The following is a 14,100-nucleotide window of genomic DNA, read 5'->3' as shown; positions in this document are numbered from 1 at the left end:
ACGAAGAATATCAACGAAATAACAAACGAGTAGAGAGTAAAAAAGGTCGTTATATGAAATCTAAACGGCAAAGTACCGTTGAGCCAGTATTTGGCACCCTTACTCAATTTATGGGACTTCGTAAAATAAATACCATTGGCATACAACAAGCAAATAAGGTAATGCACCTTTCAGCAATGGCTTATAATCTTAAAAAGTACTTGAAATTTATCTCAAAAACTGTAAAAAGTGATGCAAAAGCAATGCATCGTTTTATTTTAAACATAAAAGCCTTAATTACACCTCAAATTAGACCTTTTGCAATCTTCAATTTTTAAAACTTAGTATGTTTTCTGAAAAAACAAAACTCCTTTAAAAAGGAGTTTTTGATTTGTAATTTTTGTTTTTTAGTGCCTTGTGCAACGATTACCATTGTTATCTGACGTTTTTTATTTTAATCAAATTGTAATTTTTTTCTGAAATTGTATTGCTATCAATAATCTTATTAAACTCTTCAATTGTCAATACTCTTGGTATAGAATCAGTTATCCAATATTTTTTACTAGTTGATGGTATAAACTCTTTAAAAGCAGATAATCCAAGAGGTAATATATAATCAAATACAGAGATATCATAGTTTGTACCTTTTGGGTTTTTGGATAACCAAATTGCTTTTTGGTTTGATTCATTAATCGATAAGTCTATTACATTATCTCTTCTTTGTTTTAAAGATTGCATATTACCCTTATAATATCCAATTGAATTTTCCTTTAGTTTACATTCACATATTACTAGAATTTTATTTATTGCTATTGCATAATCTATTTGTTTTGATGAATTATTAATTGAACGACATAAGTTTGTTGGTAAAATAGATTTGTATTTATTTGTTACATACTCAAATAAATCTCCTTTAAAATTTTCATTCTTTATTCTTACTTGAAACATTAAGTCATCTAATATTTGAGAAATTTTACTGTAATCAATTACAACTCTATCTTTTGAAACAGGAATAAATAGTTTTAATGGAGCTGTAAAAAGTAAATCAATCGTATCTCTATTTTGAAGTTTTAAAAAGTCAAAGCCTTTTTCAATATTAACCCTCTTTTTTTCATCTTCATTTAATCCTAAATTGAGAAAAGCAAAATGTTTAAAATAATTTAATTCTTTTAAAATGTCCCTTTCTAAAATAGGTCCTTGATAACCTCTTAAAAATAAGGGTTTAACCATTCCTACATCTTTTTCTAAAAATAGCTTGTGAAAAATTTTATACGCAACTGCTGTAATTACAGTTAAAATAGAAACAACTTCAATTTTATACTTTTTAAAAAATGAACCAAATAGTGGTTTATTATTATTGTAAAAACCTTTTAAAGGGTATAATATTGGTAAAAAATTAGTAATCATATTATCTCCAAATGATAAGGATATACCAAATTGTTTAAAAATGGGATTAAAAAAATCCATTTTACTATTAGAAACATTGTAAATAGGAACTAATAGTTTACCAGAATTCAAGTCATCTTTATCTTCTAATACAACACCCTTTCGTGAAGTAATAAAAGAAAAGGTTCTATTGTCATAATTATCAATTAAGAAAGCAAGTTCAGGTGATCTAATTTCTGTAAAGTATTCTTTGTCTGAATGATTAATCTTAATAGTTGCTCCTTTTCCTAAAGCTCTTAAAGTTGCACCGCATTTCCAAACTTCATATGCCAATTTTTCTAGCGTATAGTACTCAAGCATATTAGTTTGATTGAATTTAGTCAGTACAATCTGTCGTGGCAAACTTTTCAATAATTCTCTTTCATATTCTAAATCATTTCTTAATAGCAAACCATCAAATACTTCACTAATGTCAATTTCTCCAGTAATTCCAATGTGTTCACAAAACTCATCTTTTGCATATTTTTCAATGGCACCGTCAATAATTTTTCTTGTAACTCCTACTGTTATAGGTGATTTATCCTTACCTGAAGTACTAGGAAGAATTCTACGTGATAAGTGAAGCCAATACATTCTTGATTTTGTAGAAACAATTTTCTCTATCTCTTTTAAGATTGAAGAATAGTAAGTGTCAATTAATTGCTTGGATTGTAGGTGATTGTATTCTTTCTTAGGGATTAATCTCCAATAAGATTTTCTCTTTGAATGTGGTTGTTTTATAACCTCTGAAGCTATAGGTTGAGAGATTAGAAAAAATGGTCTTTGATAGTAATCTAAATTCACAGTTTTATGTTAATGACAGCTAACGTGATTTTATATGGCTAGTTGCGTGATTTAAGCAAGTAATTTAGTAAATAATTATTGAGGAAGAAAGTAGACTGCGAGGACTTTCGTAAATTGGCTGAAACCAAGTAATTAATTATACACGGTGTTCTATTCCGTTTTTAAATATAATGTATGAATACACTATTGGTATTATTGTAATTATTCCAGTAATTATTAAAAATACGGTAACATTCGGATCTTTATCTAAAATCAAACTTGTAAGCACAACAATAATCCCACCTACAAACCATAATTTTCCGCCTAATTTATGAGTTTTTTTCCAAACTGTTTCATTTTCCAAAGTCCATGGCGTTCTAATTCCGATAAAATAATTTGCTTTTATTGTTTTAAAATAATTACCAAGAATTATGTATAAAACTCCAATTAATAATATAATATAATTCTGATTAGCGAAAGATTGATTTTTAACTGAATAAATTATAAATAAGGCTAGTATTGACATAAAAGTGGTTAATAAAATCTTTATGGTTTGAAGTTTGTTTCCCATTTTATTCAGTTTATTTTTTGGATCAATTTTTGGAACAACTAGAAAGATAATATAAACAAGTAGAGGTAATAAAATCGGGATTATTATTAATTCTATTTTTTCTCCATATCTATCTATTTCTCCTTTAATATTCCAATGCATAGGAACTTTTTCGGGCAATTGATTCCAAATGTATGCTAAATAGAAAAAGGGTAATAATACGATTGTAATTAGTGGTAATTCTTTTTTTAGGTTCATAATTTATTTTGTTAGTGTTATTATCCAGTTTATTAAATCTTCTAATATGCTAGTGTTTAATGAATATTCTACAAATTGTCCTTTTTTCTCGCTTGTTATTAAATCTGCTCTTTTTAAAATGTCAAGATGATGCGAAATACTTGGTTTGGATATATTGAATTGTTCTGCAATTTCTCCTGCATTCATATCTTTCTCTTTTAATAATTCGACAATTTGTCTACGGGTTTCATCATTAAGAGCTTTAAATAGTGAATTCATATATTTAGTTATTTAGACAAATATCTAAATATTATTTCAAATGTACAAATGTTTTGCGTTTTTCAAATGGCATAGGACTAGTTATATAACTATAATATCTACGGATATCCCACAATTAAACCGGGATAACAATTATTAAATACTAATATTTTCGCAATTTTATAGAAGTACTTCAAATTTAAATAAAGTAAATTTATTAATAGGAGTAGAGTAGATATATTAACCAAAGTAAAAATTTAGGAGAATTACTATTGTTGCTTCTTCTACAAGTCTTTTGTTATTTTATTTTTACCATTTTTTAAGAAATAATATGTTGTAAATATCATATTTACAGTAGTATATCTGTTTTTAACACATTTTTGGTGTTATGCTAATTTTCAATATTATCTATTATAGCGTTTTTCCATAGTACATAACCTTGTCCATTTATGTGAAGGCCATCTAATGAATACTTCATATTTAGTTCATTTTCATTTGTTTTAAACAAGTCAAATAAGTTTATGTACGTTAAGGAATATTTATTTGCAATCTTAATTATCCCCTTATTAATTTCTATAATATCATTATTCTTCATTGTTTTCCTATTCTTTGTAGGTAAAATACTTTGTAAATAAAGTTTAGTTTTTGGAGATTTATTTATAATTAAGGAAACTAGTTTTTCATAATCAGCAAGAATTTGATTAACACTTCTTTTTTTTCCTAAATCATTAATCCCAATCATTAAAAAAATCTTAACTGGTTTAGATTCAACTATTTCATTTAATCTATCTATAACCCCATTAATCATATCTCCACTAATCCCACGATTTTTAATATTTGCTTTACCAAATAGTTCATTCCAAGCACAAAAAGTAGTAATGCTGTTTCCTAAAAAGATAATTTCATTTGTTTCATTGGGTAAAATTTTAAAAATACTTCTTTTTATTTGGTAAAAATCACCATAGTCCTTTTCAACTGTTGTTTTTGTAAGTGTATTAAATTTTGTCTTTAAATAGTCAATTCCGCCTTTTTTATGAATTATATAGCCACCAAACAAAATAAATAAAATATTAATTATTATTGAAATTTTAAATAATTCGTTCATAGTGTCCATTTTTTATTACTGCTAACTATTTTGTGTATGGTTGGTATAGATTTTAATTTATAAAGTTATCAAATAAAACATAAATATAAAGATTACGAAGGTTTTTATAAGATTTGTATTTGTAGTAAAGATTTTTTTTCATGTTTCTACCATTTATCTTGGAAAAGGGTCTCTGTACTATAGTTATTAAATAGTTACATTATATATCTACAGTAATCTATTAAGTAGTAACTTTGGTATTTTTTATATTATACCATAAAGAATGGATTCAATTTATTATGATTATTTAGTATTGCCATTATTAATTTTTCTGGCTCGTATTTGTGATGTATCATTAGACACCATTCGGGTGATTATGGTTTCCAGAGGATATAGGAAGTATGCTCCAATTGTTGGTTTTTTTCAGGTACTAATTTGGATTATAACAATTACCCGAATTATGGAAAACCTAGATAATTGGCTAACATATGTTGCTTATGCTGCGGGATTTGGTATGGGGACTTATGTTGGAATGCGTATTGAAGAGAAAATTGCAATGGGACATGAATTATTGCGAATTATTACGCGCTCAGAAGTGGATGATTTGGTAAGTATATTACGCCAAAGAGGTTATGCAGTTACTAGTGTTAATGGTGAAGGAAAAGATGGAGCAGTAGGTATAGTTTTTCTGATCTTGAAAAGGAAGGTTATGCCCGAGGTAATTGCCTTGGTAAAGAAGCATAATCCAAAAGCAAATTATACCATAGAAGACATACGGTTTGTGAGTGAATCTGCATATTTACCACCTTTAAAAAGAAATATTTGGTCAAAAACTCAACACAAATAATAGTATAAAAAATAAATTTAACTTTTAATTAAAATAAGCTAGTTATTAACTTGGTTTAGGTTTATTATATTTTGACTTAAGAAGCGTATAATTAGTGTTTTACATTTTTTTTATTCAGTTATTTAATTTTATATAAGGTATTTAATATATACTATTGAAAAGATTGATATAAATATCCACAAACTTAAGGCTAAGAATACCGGTTTTATTCCAGTTGATTTTATATCTTTTATTGAAATTGTTGAACCTACAAGAAACAATGTTAATATTAAAATTCTTTTTGAGTAAAAAACAATTTCACTTGTTATTGATAAAGGAATGAGATTGTAACTATTTAAAAAAATAGCAAGTATAAACAACAAAATAAAATACGGAATTTTAATTCTCTCTCCTTTTGTTTTAAAAATAAACATAGATAGAACGGATAGTGGTATTATCCAGAGTGTTCTAGATAATTTTACAGTTGTAGCAATTCTTAATGCTTCATCACCATAGCTCATTGCTGCACCAACAACTGAGCTAGTATCATGGATTGCAATTGCACACCACAAACCAAACTGTTCTTGAGATAAGTGTAATAAATATCCAATTACAGGAAAAACAAATAAAGCAATTGAGTTTAATAAAAATACAATGCCTAAAGCAATAGAAATAGATTTACTATTTGCTTTAATTACGGGTGAAATTGCAGCAATTGCGCTTCCACCACAAATGGAAGTTCCAGAAGTGATTAAATGTCCTAATTTTTTATCAAGCTTAAATAGTTTAGTTAGGAACAATCCTAAACTTACAGTTAAAATAATTGAAAATAATGTTAAGCCAAAGGCTTGTTTACTAGTAGTAAGCGTTTCTTTTATAAACATGCCAAAACCTAACCCAACTACAGCTATTTTTAAGAAATGGTGAATTGCTTTATAGCTAATTGATTTAAAAGGATTTTTAAAAATTATAGCAAATACAAACCCAATAATTAAAGCTGTTGGGCTATTAATTGTTCCAAATAGTGTAATAATTATAATTAAGATAAAAATAATTTGTGTTATTCTAGTTTTCATATCGTTATTTTTTAACGGTACAAAAGTAGTTAGCTGTAATAACTATTTAGGAAATTAAATTGTTGTTTGATATAACTAAAAGTTATAGTTATTTAGTGTGTACTTTTCAAAAAAACTCATTAAATTAGATTGATATCCTGTTCTAGAAACAAAATAAAACCATCGTTCTATAGTTAAATCTTTAACATCAATAATTTTAAGTTTGTTGTTAATTAAATCTTCAGAAATAGCGTGAATGGAAATAAAAGCATAATTATCTGAATTTAAGAGATAATTTTTAATGGCTTCGGTACTATTTAAGGTTACAACAGTATTTAGTTTCTTTATATTTTGTTTGTGCAAATATTCAAAAACAATTTCTTTTGTTCCAGACCCCATTTCCCGCATAATAATTGGAATTTCTTGTAATACTTTTAAATTAATAATTCCCTTTTTAAAAGTCTTATTTTTGGCATTTGTAACCAAAACAATTTCATCTTTTATAAATTTATTGAATTGTAATTTACGATTGGTGTTTTTTCCTTCTATTATTCCAAAGTTTAATTTTTGACTTAAAATAAGTTCTTCAATATCGTCTGAATTTCCAGTAGTTATTTCAAATTTAGTTTTTGGAAATTGAATCCTAAATTTTGCAATTACTTTAGGCATTATATAATTTGCTAATGTTGTACTAACACCAAAGTTTATTAAATCTGGAACAGTTTCATTTTTATGCAAGAATTGATTTTCCATTTCAGCATAAATTTCTAAAATCTTATTAGCGTATAATAAAAATGCTTTTCCATCATTAGTTAATTCTATTGAGTTTCTTTTCCTTAAAAACAAAGTTGTTTTATACTTTTCTTCTAAATTTCGTATTGTTTTAGAAATAGCAGGTTGAGATATAAATAATTGTTCCGCAGCTTTAGTAAAACTTAAATAGTTTGAAACCGTTTTAAAAATAAGTAGTTTTGTTTTCATCTGCGTTTGTACAATAGCTTAATATTGAATTGTTTAATCATTTTATTTCAGCATTCAATATATCAACATCTGTTGAATTTGTATGCTAATTTACAAAAGAATTCCTGATACTTTTATTTTCTAATATAATCCTGAAATAGGTTATTTTTGTTTTATTAGGATATTAATTCAGACTCATTTTTTCTATATGATTATTTAACTCTTTTTTTAGAACAATACCAATGCTAAGCAAAGACATGAAAAAACTTATGAATACTGCTTTAAATTTTATTTTTCCCAATAATTGTAAAAATGGTTCACAGGACCATGTCCTTTACCAATAGAATAATCTACACCAGCTATAATAGCATTGTTTATATAATGTTTTGCCTTTTTTACTGCTTGGTTAAGCTCAAGACCTTGAGCTAAAAATGAAGCCAATGCAGATGAAAGAGTACAACCAGTTCCGTGCGTATTTTTGGTTATTATACGGTTAGATTTTAGTTCAATTATTTCATTTGTTTCATTATTAAAAAATACATCAATCAAATCATTATCTTCTAAATGCCCCGCTTTTAACAATACAGATACATTGTATTTACGCCCAAGATTTTTGGCATGTTCTGGAAAATCCTTCTGATTTAATTTTTTTTCTCCCAGAAGAATCTCGGCTTCGGGAATGTTGGGAGTTATTACTCTTACTTTAGTAATTAACTCGGCTATTAAAGTTTGTATGGCATCAGTTTGTAATAATTTATTTCCTGAAGTTGAAACCATCACAGGGTCCAGTACAATATTTGTAATTTTGAACTGTTTAATGGCGTCCCTAACAGCTATTATTGTTTCTGAATTATGCAGCATTCCTATTTTTATAGTATCGGTTCCAATATCTTCCAATACAGCTTTAATTTGCTTTTTTAAAGTACTAATTGGAATAGGGTGTATATCTGTTACTCCAACTGTATTTTGAGCAGTTATTGCTGTAATAGCTGTTGAAGCGAAACAACCACAAGCCGAAATTGTTTTTATATCTGCCTGAATTCCTGCTCCACCACCTGAATCACTGCCTGCAATTGTGAGTACTCTTTTATATGTTTTCATCTATATTATTTATTTGAAAAATGATTAAATCCGTTTTTGTTATTCGTTATTTCCACTCCATTTTTTAACCAGTTTATTCCAGTTTCACCTATTTTTATTTCACCAACTACAGAAATATTTTCAGAGAATTGAGCAGTATATTCTTTTTTTAATTTATCAATATTTTTAGCGGAAACAGTAAAAAGTAATTCGTAATCTTCACCACCTGAACAGGCTAATTCAATAGGGTTCCAGTTATTTTCTGTAGAACCTTTAAGTAATGCTTCACTTATGGGTAATTTTTCGGTATGTATAATGGCAGATTTATTTGATGCATTTAAAATATGTATTAAATCAGATGCAATTCCATCAGAAATATCCATCATTGCATGTACAGTTTTTTGTTTTGCCAACCACATTCCTTCTTGTATTCTTGGTTCTGGAGTATGATGTTTTTGTACCAAATATTTATTATTTGGGCTTGGTTCTAAATTATTAAGTAAAACTTTAAGACCTCCTGCAGAATCTCCTAGAAACCCAGTAACACAAATTAAATCTCCTTCTTTAGCCATTGACCGTAAATGCATTTCTGTTTTTTCACACTGGCCTATAACCGTAACATTTATAATTAGTTTATCAGATGATTTTGTGGTGTCTCCACCCATTAAAGGCATCTTATATTTTTCTGAAAGCTTATAAAATCCGCTTATAAAAGCATCTAAGTATTCCACTGAAATATGGTTAGGAATACCTATGGATAAAAATGAAAATTTAGGTTCAGCACCCATTGCTGCTAAATCGCTTAAATTAACAGCTAAAGACTTATAACCCAATTCTTCGGGAGATATTTTATTTTTTAAGAAATGAATATCCTCATTTAATAAATCTGTAGTTATTACATAGTTGTAGGATTCATTAATTGGGATGACTGCACAGTCATCACCAATGCCTATTTCATCTTTTTTAATAAAACTGTTAAACTTGTTTGCAAAGCGATTAATAAATCCAAATTCACCAATGTCTTTTAAATCCATACTAATTATCTGGCTTTACTAATTATTGTTTTAAGATTAAATGCTGCTTCCTTCGGATTTTCATGGGATACAATAGCCGAAACAACTGCAATTCCATCAGCTCCACTAGCAATTACACTTTCTGCATTTAAATTATTTATTCCTCCAATTGCAACAGTTTTATGTTTTGTGAAACTTGCAATCTCTTTAATTCCTGTTAACTCAACAGGTATATTTATATCCAATTTTGTGTTGGTTGAAAACACTGGAGACAAACCAATATAATCTACATTTAAATTATTAGCTTCACGGGCCTGCTTTATGGTTTCTACAGATAAGCCAATTATTTTGTCTTTGCCTAATAATTTTCTGGCAATGGAGTAGGGCAGATCACTTTGTCCAATATGTAAACCATCGGCATCAACAGCAAGGGCAATATCTAATCTGTCGTTTATAATTAATGGGATATTAAGAGGTTTTAATAGTTGCATAAGAGATTTTGCCAATTTATAAAACTGTAACGATGAAATATCTTTTTCCCGTAATTGAACCATAGTTACACCACCTTTAACTGCTTCAGCCACTATAAACTCATGCGATCTACCTTTGGATAGTTCTTGATCGGTAACTAAATAAAGACTAACGTCTAATTTATTTTTCATTTAAGGGCCATTTTTCTAGTTTGTAAGCACTGTCCCAAAACATATATTCCATTCTTGTAGACATGATGTAGGTTTCAATCATTTTCTTGCGTATTTCTTCTGTGGTATTTTTTGCTAAATCATTGGTAATCTGTTCAGCTTGTTTTATGGCTTTTGTAAATTCTTCACCACCATAAGTATTAATCCATTGTTGGTAAGGATTCTCAGTTTTTGTTTGATTTGCTTTTATATAGTTTCCCACTTTCCCATAAATAACAAAACAAGGAAGAATTGCAGCTATAGCTACTTCAATTGGTTCAATAGCCAATTGTTTGTGCAAAAATGAGGTGTATAATAAACAAACAGGAGAAGTTTCAGATTCTATATTACTTTTTAAAGTCTTTTGGAATTCTCGATGTAATTCTTGTTCAACAAATACTGTGTCGGCTGCAAATTTTAAAAACAAACTTCGATATGTTGGATTGGATAATTTAGCACCTATACCTGCCAGAACCCTTCCATATTCTCCTAAATAAATTGAATCTTGTTGAATATAGTAAGAGAACCGGTCTTGTGTTAGTGATCCGTTTATTAATCCTTTAATAAATTTTAATTCTGTTATTTTTTTATAATTTAAGGAAGATGCTTCCCACGCATTATCACACCAATTTTTATTCATATCGAAACATATTTGTTATATCAGTATCTTTTAGATTGTAAAGTGTATCTAAAAAGTTTGTTTGCATAGTACCTGGGCCTTTTGATTGTTTTGCCGCTATTTCACCTGCAATACCCATTATGGCCATAGCACTTGCAGTTGCATTAAATAAATTGTCTATTGTTCCGGCAAATGCACCACACATAGCGGTAGCTGTACATCCCATACCCGTTACTTTTGCCATAATAACATCTCCGTTTCCAATAGTAACTACTTTTACACCATCAGTTATATAATCAATTTCACCGCTTATAACAACAATGGAATTAGTAGATTTAGCTAATAATTTAGCAGAATCGAGAGCTGCATTAGATGATAATGTACTGTCAACTCCTTTTGTTTTAACATTGGTATTGTATAAGGCCATTATTTCAGATGCATTTCCTCTGATAATATTAGGTTTACATTTTTCTATAATTTGTTTAGCAACTTTATTTCTATACTCAGTTGCTCCAACACCAACAGGGTCAAAAATAACAGGAGTTGAATTCTCTGTTGCTTTTTTTCCTGCTAAAATCATAGCTTCTACCCATTTATCACTAAGCGTTCCCATATTAATAACTAAAGCTGAAGCTATGCCCACCATATCTTCAACTTCGTTAATAGCATGTGCCATTACGGGAGATGCTCCAATAGCAAGAAGAGCGTTGGCGGTGTTGTTCATTACTACATAATTAGTAATGTTATGCACTAAAGGCGATTTTTCTCGTACTTTTTGTAATGCTTCAATAATTTGATTTTTTGTTATCATAGGTTTATTTTTTATTAGAATAAAGTGGATGTTTTATTAAGTGTGAGACTAAATTTGCTTTAAATCTTTTTAAGTTAATATTTTCGAAAAAAGGCTGAAGTATATTCACTTGCATTTTTATTAAAATTACTTTTGTTATTCATTTAGTTTAAATTAAAAAAGCCGCTTCGTATGAAACGAAACGGCTTATATAAAAATAATTATATTTTTAATATCAGAAACCATTTCCCTACGATGTAATTATACATTTCAGGTTCAAGGGTATATTCTCAGCCTGTAATTTTTAAGGCACCCCTAATAGTTATATTAACAAAAGTAAATAAAAATATGTTTGAATTAATGTTTAAAACCTAAAATTATCATTGCGTATAAAACATATTAATTAATGAAGGATATTGAAAAGGAGGAGCAGGTTTTACTAAATTGTAAACTTCAGTTTGTACTTTGGCTTTTGTTATATATAAATATGTAAAAGCTTTCCTAATAGTTTAGAAGTAAAGAAGGATAAAGGTATTTTATTAAAAGATTAAGTAAATTTCACTTCTTATTTACTTTAGTATTTTGTTTGCATTAGTAATTTTTAATCAATCTTATATTTTTGAATTAGGTAAAGTGTTTTAAGTTATTGAATAAGAATTATTTAAAAGATTTTTATTTAAATTAAAAAGCCCAATTAAGGGCTTTTATTATTTTATTAATGATTGTGATCTGAATGATCTTCAGTATTTTTTTTAACCTTTTTTAAATCCATTTTACAAACTGGACAACTGCCAGGTTTTTCATATGTTTTACCTTTTTCGCAATCCATAGGGCATTGATAAACCTCCATAGTAACGGTTTCCATTTTTTCTTCAGTTTTAACCGGTTCTTTGTCTTTTTTCACATCAGTTTTACAACCTGTTAAAACAATGAGAGCTATTATAGCTATACTAATAAATACTGTCTTCATCCTTTAAAAATTTTAAGATTATTCTATTATTTGTTTAACTTCTCCACATTTTAGCATTGCATCACCAAAATACGGGTTAAATATTTCCTTTTCTTTACTTAACCAATATGCACCTTTGTTTTTATCAGCCATTGGGCAGAATTGATTATAAATTTTTTCATTTACTCCAAACAAATTAACAGCTATAGTTAAATTTTCTGAAAGATATTTGAAATAACTTCTTTGCATTTTAATGTCAGATGTTTTAGAAATTGAAGTTGTTGATGCTATTATTTCTTTTTCTAGAGTCATCCAATAATTATGTGCATTATTATTTAATAATTTCATATTTACTTGAGTTAAATTTACGAGTAAATTGTTAGATCCTTCTATTATTTTTATTGAATTTTCATCAACTAAACCATCTTTTAATTTAATATAGGATTCAAAAACTTTTTTTAGTTGATTTTGAAATTCCCTAGGTACTTTTAGTCTTTCATTTTTAATTATAGGTTTTTCATTTTCTGAAGCATTAACCATCATTTTAAGATGTCCTTCATGTCCGGTAGTTGTTTTGCCACCTTCTTTGTTCATCATGGATTTTTTTCCTTGCAATTGGGCTTCAGCATCTATTGTAAAGGTTCCGTTGGTTACAATTTCATCACCATTATTTAATCCTTCCAAAACTTGATAATTACTGCCTATTTGATTTCCTAATTCAATTTCTCGCATTTCAAAAACTGGTTGTTTTGGATTAGCTTTTAGATACACCACAGAGCGTTTTCCTGTCCATAAAACAGAAGATGATGGTATTGTTAATACATGTTCATTATTTAAAGAAGAAACGCCTTTAACTTTTCCTTCAACAAACATTCCTGGTTTAAATAGATCTTCTTTATTATTAAGTTCAACTCTTAATTTTACAGTTCTTGTTTTGGTATCTAAAATAGGATCTATAAAATCTACTTTACCTTTAAACTCTTTATTGGGATATGCGTTAGTTGTTACTATAATATCTTGGCCTTTTTTAAATTGGCTAATTTGATTTTCAAACACATCAAAATTTGCCCAAACTGTTTTTAAATTTGAAACTTTAAATATTGGTTTTCCATCCATAATATGAGAACCTTCATTTATTAAAATTTCCGTAACCACACCTGAGACATGAGAGTAAATAGTAAATTGGGTTTTTACTTTTCCAGTTTGTTCAATTGTATTTAATTGAGCATCATGAATCATCCAGTTCTTAAACTTATTTTTAACAGCATTGTATAGTTGAGGTTGTGATGTTCTTAATTTATAAGTTGTAATTAATTCTTGTTGGGCTGCAATAAGTTCTGGTGAATATATTTGCGCAATCGCTTGTCCTTTTTTAACATGTTCACCTAATGAGTTTACATACAATTTTTCTATTCTACCATCAAAATGCGCTGGCATGGTTGCCGTTTCATTTTCATTCTCTGTAATTTTTCCAGATAAAATAAACCCTGTACCTTCATTAGTGAGGGTTTTACCTACAATAGATGTTTGTATATTTGCTAATGCTAGTGCATTTTCTGATAGCTGAAATTGATCTGCTAATAAACCTTCATTATTACTTTTTACAGGGATTAAATCCATTCCGCAAATAGGGCAGGCTCCTGGTTCAGTTTGCATAATTTGTGGATGCATGGAACAGGTCCACATCTCATTAGTTTCTGTTTGAGCATTATGTTTGTGTTCCACTTCTGTATGTGATGAACCTCCAAAAAATATCTTGCCAAGCAATAGTCCAATTACTAATATTCCAATATAAATGATATATTTTTTCAT

At 28.1% G+C, this 14,100-nt stretch carries 15 protein-coding genes and 1 riboswitch; of the genes, 2 read left to right on the top strand and 13 right to left on the bottom strand.

Translation table 11 applies throughout. The features are described from left to right. Positions 1–317: transposase (locus DAD81_RS21095; RefSeq protein WP_245949377.1), on the top strand; the 317-nt coding region annotated here is incomplete at its 5' end. A 97-nt stretch (positions 318–414) separates the two neighbouring features. Here the strand turns inward: DAD81_RS21095 and DAD81_RS19785 are convergent. The 4 genes from DAD81_RS19785 to DAD81_RS19770 all read right to left on the bottom strand — a co-directional run bounded on the left by DAD81_RS19785 (position 415) and on the right by DAD81_RS19770 (position 4,337). After that, positions 415–2,208, bottom strand: coding sequence for a hypothetical protein (locus DAD81_RS19785; RefSeq protein ID WP_111710066.1), 1,794 nt, complete (start codon positions 2,206–2,208; stop codon positions 415–417). A 136-nt stretch (positions 2,209–2,344) separates the two neighbouring features. Continuing rightward, on the bottom strand, positions 2,345–2,995 hold the full coding sequence (locus DAD81_RS19780; protein WP_111710064.1) for an SdpI family protein: 651 nt from the start codon (positions 2,993–2,995) through the stop codon (positions 2,345–2,347). Positions 2,996–2,998: 3 nt separating this feature from the next. Beyond that, positions 2,999–3,253 carry an autorepressor SdpR family transcription factor gene (locus DAD81_RS19775; protein ID WP_111710062.1) on the bottom strand — a complete coding sequence of 85 codons (255 nt, stop codon included), beginning with the start codon at positions 3,251–3,253 and terminating at the stop codon, positions 2,999–3,001. A gap of 370 nt (positions 3,254–3,623) precedes the next feature. Continuing rightward, positions 3,624–4,337 (bottom strand): GDSL-type esterase/lipase family protein, encoded by a 714-nt coding sequence (locus DAD81_RS19770; protein WP_157961200.1) that lies wholly within the window; start codon positions 4,335–4,337, stop codon positions 3,624–3,626. 262 nt (positions 4,338–4,599) lie between these two features. On the opposite strand from DAD81_RS19770, the gene DAD81_RS19765 reads away from it, so the two are divergent. Beyond that, entirely contained in the window at positions 4,600–5,163 is a 564-nt protein-coding gene (locus DAD81_RS19765; protein ID WP_111710058.1) for a DUF2179 domain-containing protein, read from the top strand. Positions 5,164–5,291: 128 nt separating this feature from the next. Here the strand turns inward: DAD81_RS19765 and DAD81_RS19760 are convergent, their stop codons facing one another. The 9 genes from DAD81_RS19760 to DAD81_RS19720 form a co-directional block, all read right to left on the bottom strand. Further along, the gene (locus DAD81_RS19760; protein WP_111710056.1) at positions 5,292–6,218 is read right to left on the bottom strand and encodes a YeiH family protein; all 927 of its coding nucleotides are present in this window, start codon (positions 6,216–6,218) and stop codon (positions 5,292–5,294) included. 75 nt (positions 6,219–6,293) lie between these two features. Further along, positions 6,294–7,178 carry a LysR substrate-binding domain-containing protein gene (locus DAD81_RS19755; RefSeq protein WP_111710054.1) on the bottom strand — a complete coding sequence of 295 codons (885 nt, stop codon included), beginning with the start codon at positions 7,176–7,178 and terminating at the stop codon, positions 6,294–6,296. Positions 7,179–7,445: 267 nt separating this feature from the next. Next, complete coding sequence (gene thiD / locus DAD81_RS19750) at positions 7,446–8,258, bottom strand: bifunctional hydroxymethylpyrimidine kinase/phosphomethylpyrimidine kinase (protein WP_111710052.1); 813 nt, start codon at positions 8,256–8,258, stop codon at positions 7,446–7,448. 5 nt (positions 8,259–8,263) lie between these two features. After that, positions 8,264–9,271 carry a thiamine-phosphate kinase gene (gene thiL, locus DAD81_RS19745; RefSeq protein WP_111710050.1) on the bottom strand — a complete coding sequence of 336 codons (1,008 nt, stop codon included), beginning with the start codon at positions 9,269–9,271 and terminating at the stop codon, positions 8,264–8,266. Positions 9,272–9,276: 5 nt separating this feature from the next. After that, positions 9,277–9,912: a thiamine phosphate synthase gene (gene thiE / locus DAD81_RS19740; protein ID WP_111710048.1), complete on the bottom strand. Its 636-nt coding sequence runs from the start codon at positions 9,910–9,912 to the stop codon at positions 9,277–9,279. After that, entirely contained in the window at positions 9,902–10,570 is a 669-nt protein-coding gene (gene tenA, locus DAD81_RS19735) for a thiaminase II (RefSeq protein WP_111710046.1), read from the bottom strand. Before tenA ends, thiE begins: the two co-directional genes overlap by 11 nt. Beyond that, positions 10,563–11,360 (bottom strand): hydroxyethylthiazole kinase, encoded by a 798-nt coding sequence (gene thiM / locus DAD81_RS19730; protein ID WP_111710044.1) that lies wholly within the window; start codon positions 11,358–11,360, stop codon positions 10,563–10,565. Before thiM ends, tenA begins: the two co-directional genes overlap by 8 nt. A gap of 209 nt (positions 11,361–11,569) precedes the next feature. Continuing rightward, positions 11,570–11,666, bottom strand: a riboswitch (TPP riboswitch). A gap of 388 nt (positions 11,667–12,054) precedes the next feature. Next, positions 12,055–12,309 carry a heavy metal-binding domain-containing protein gene (locus DAD81_RS19725; protein WP_111710042.1) on the bottom strand — a complete coding sequence of 85 codons (255 nt, stop codon included), beginning with the start codon at positions 12,307–12,309 and terminating at the stop codon, positions 12,055–12,057. An 18-nt stretch (positions 12,310–12,327) separates the two neighbouring features. Beyond that, positions 12,328–14,100, bottom strand: a complete 1,773-nt coding sequence (locus tag DAD81_RS19720) for an efflux RND transporter periplasmic adaptor subunit (RefSeq protein ID WP_111710040.1) — start codon at positions 14,098–14,100, stop codon at positions 12,328–12,330.

The organism is Lutibacter citreus (assembly GCF_003260195.1).
In the GTDB taxonomy this organism is placed as follows: Bacteria; Bacteroidota; Bacteroidia; order Flavobacteriales; family Flavobacteriaceae; genus Lutibacter; species Lutibacter citreus.
This window is presented reverse-complemented; position numbering and strand designations above follow the sequence as displayed.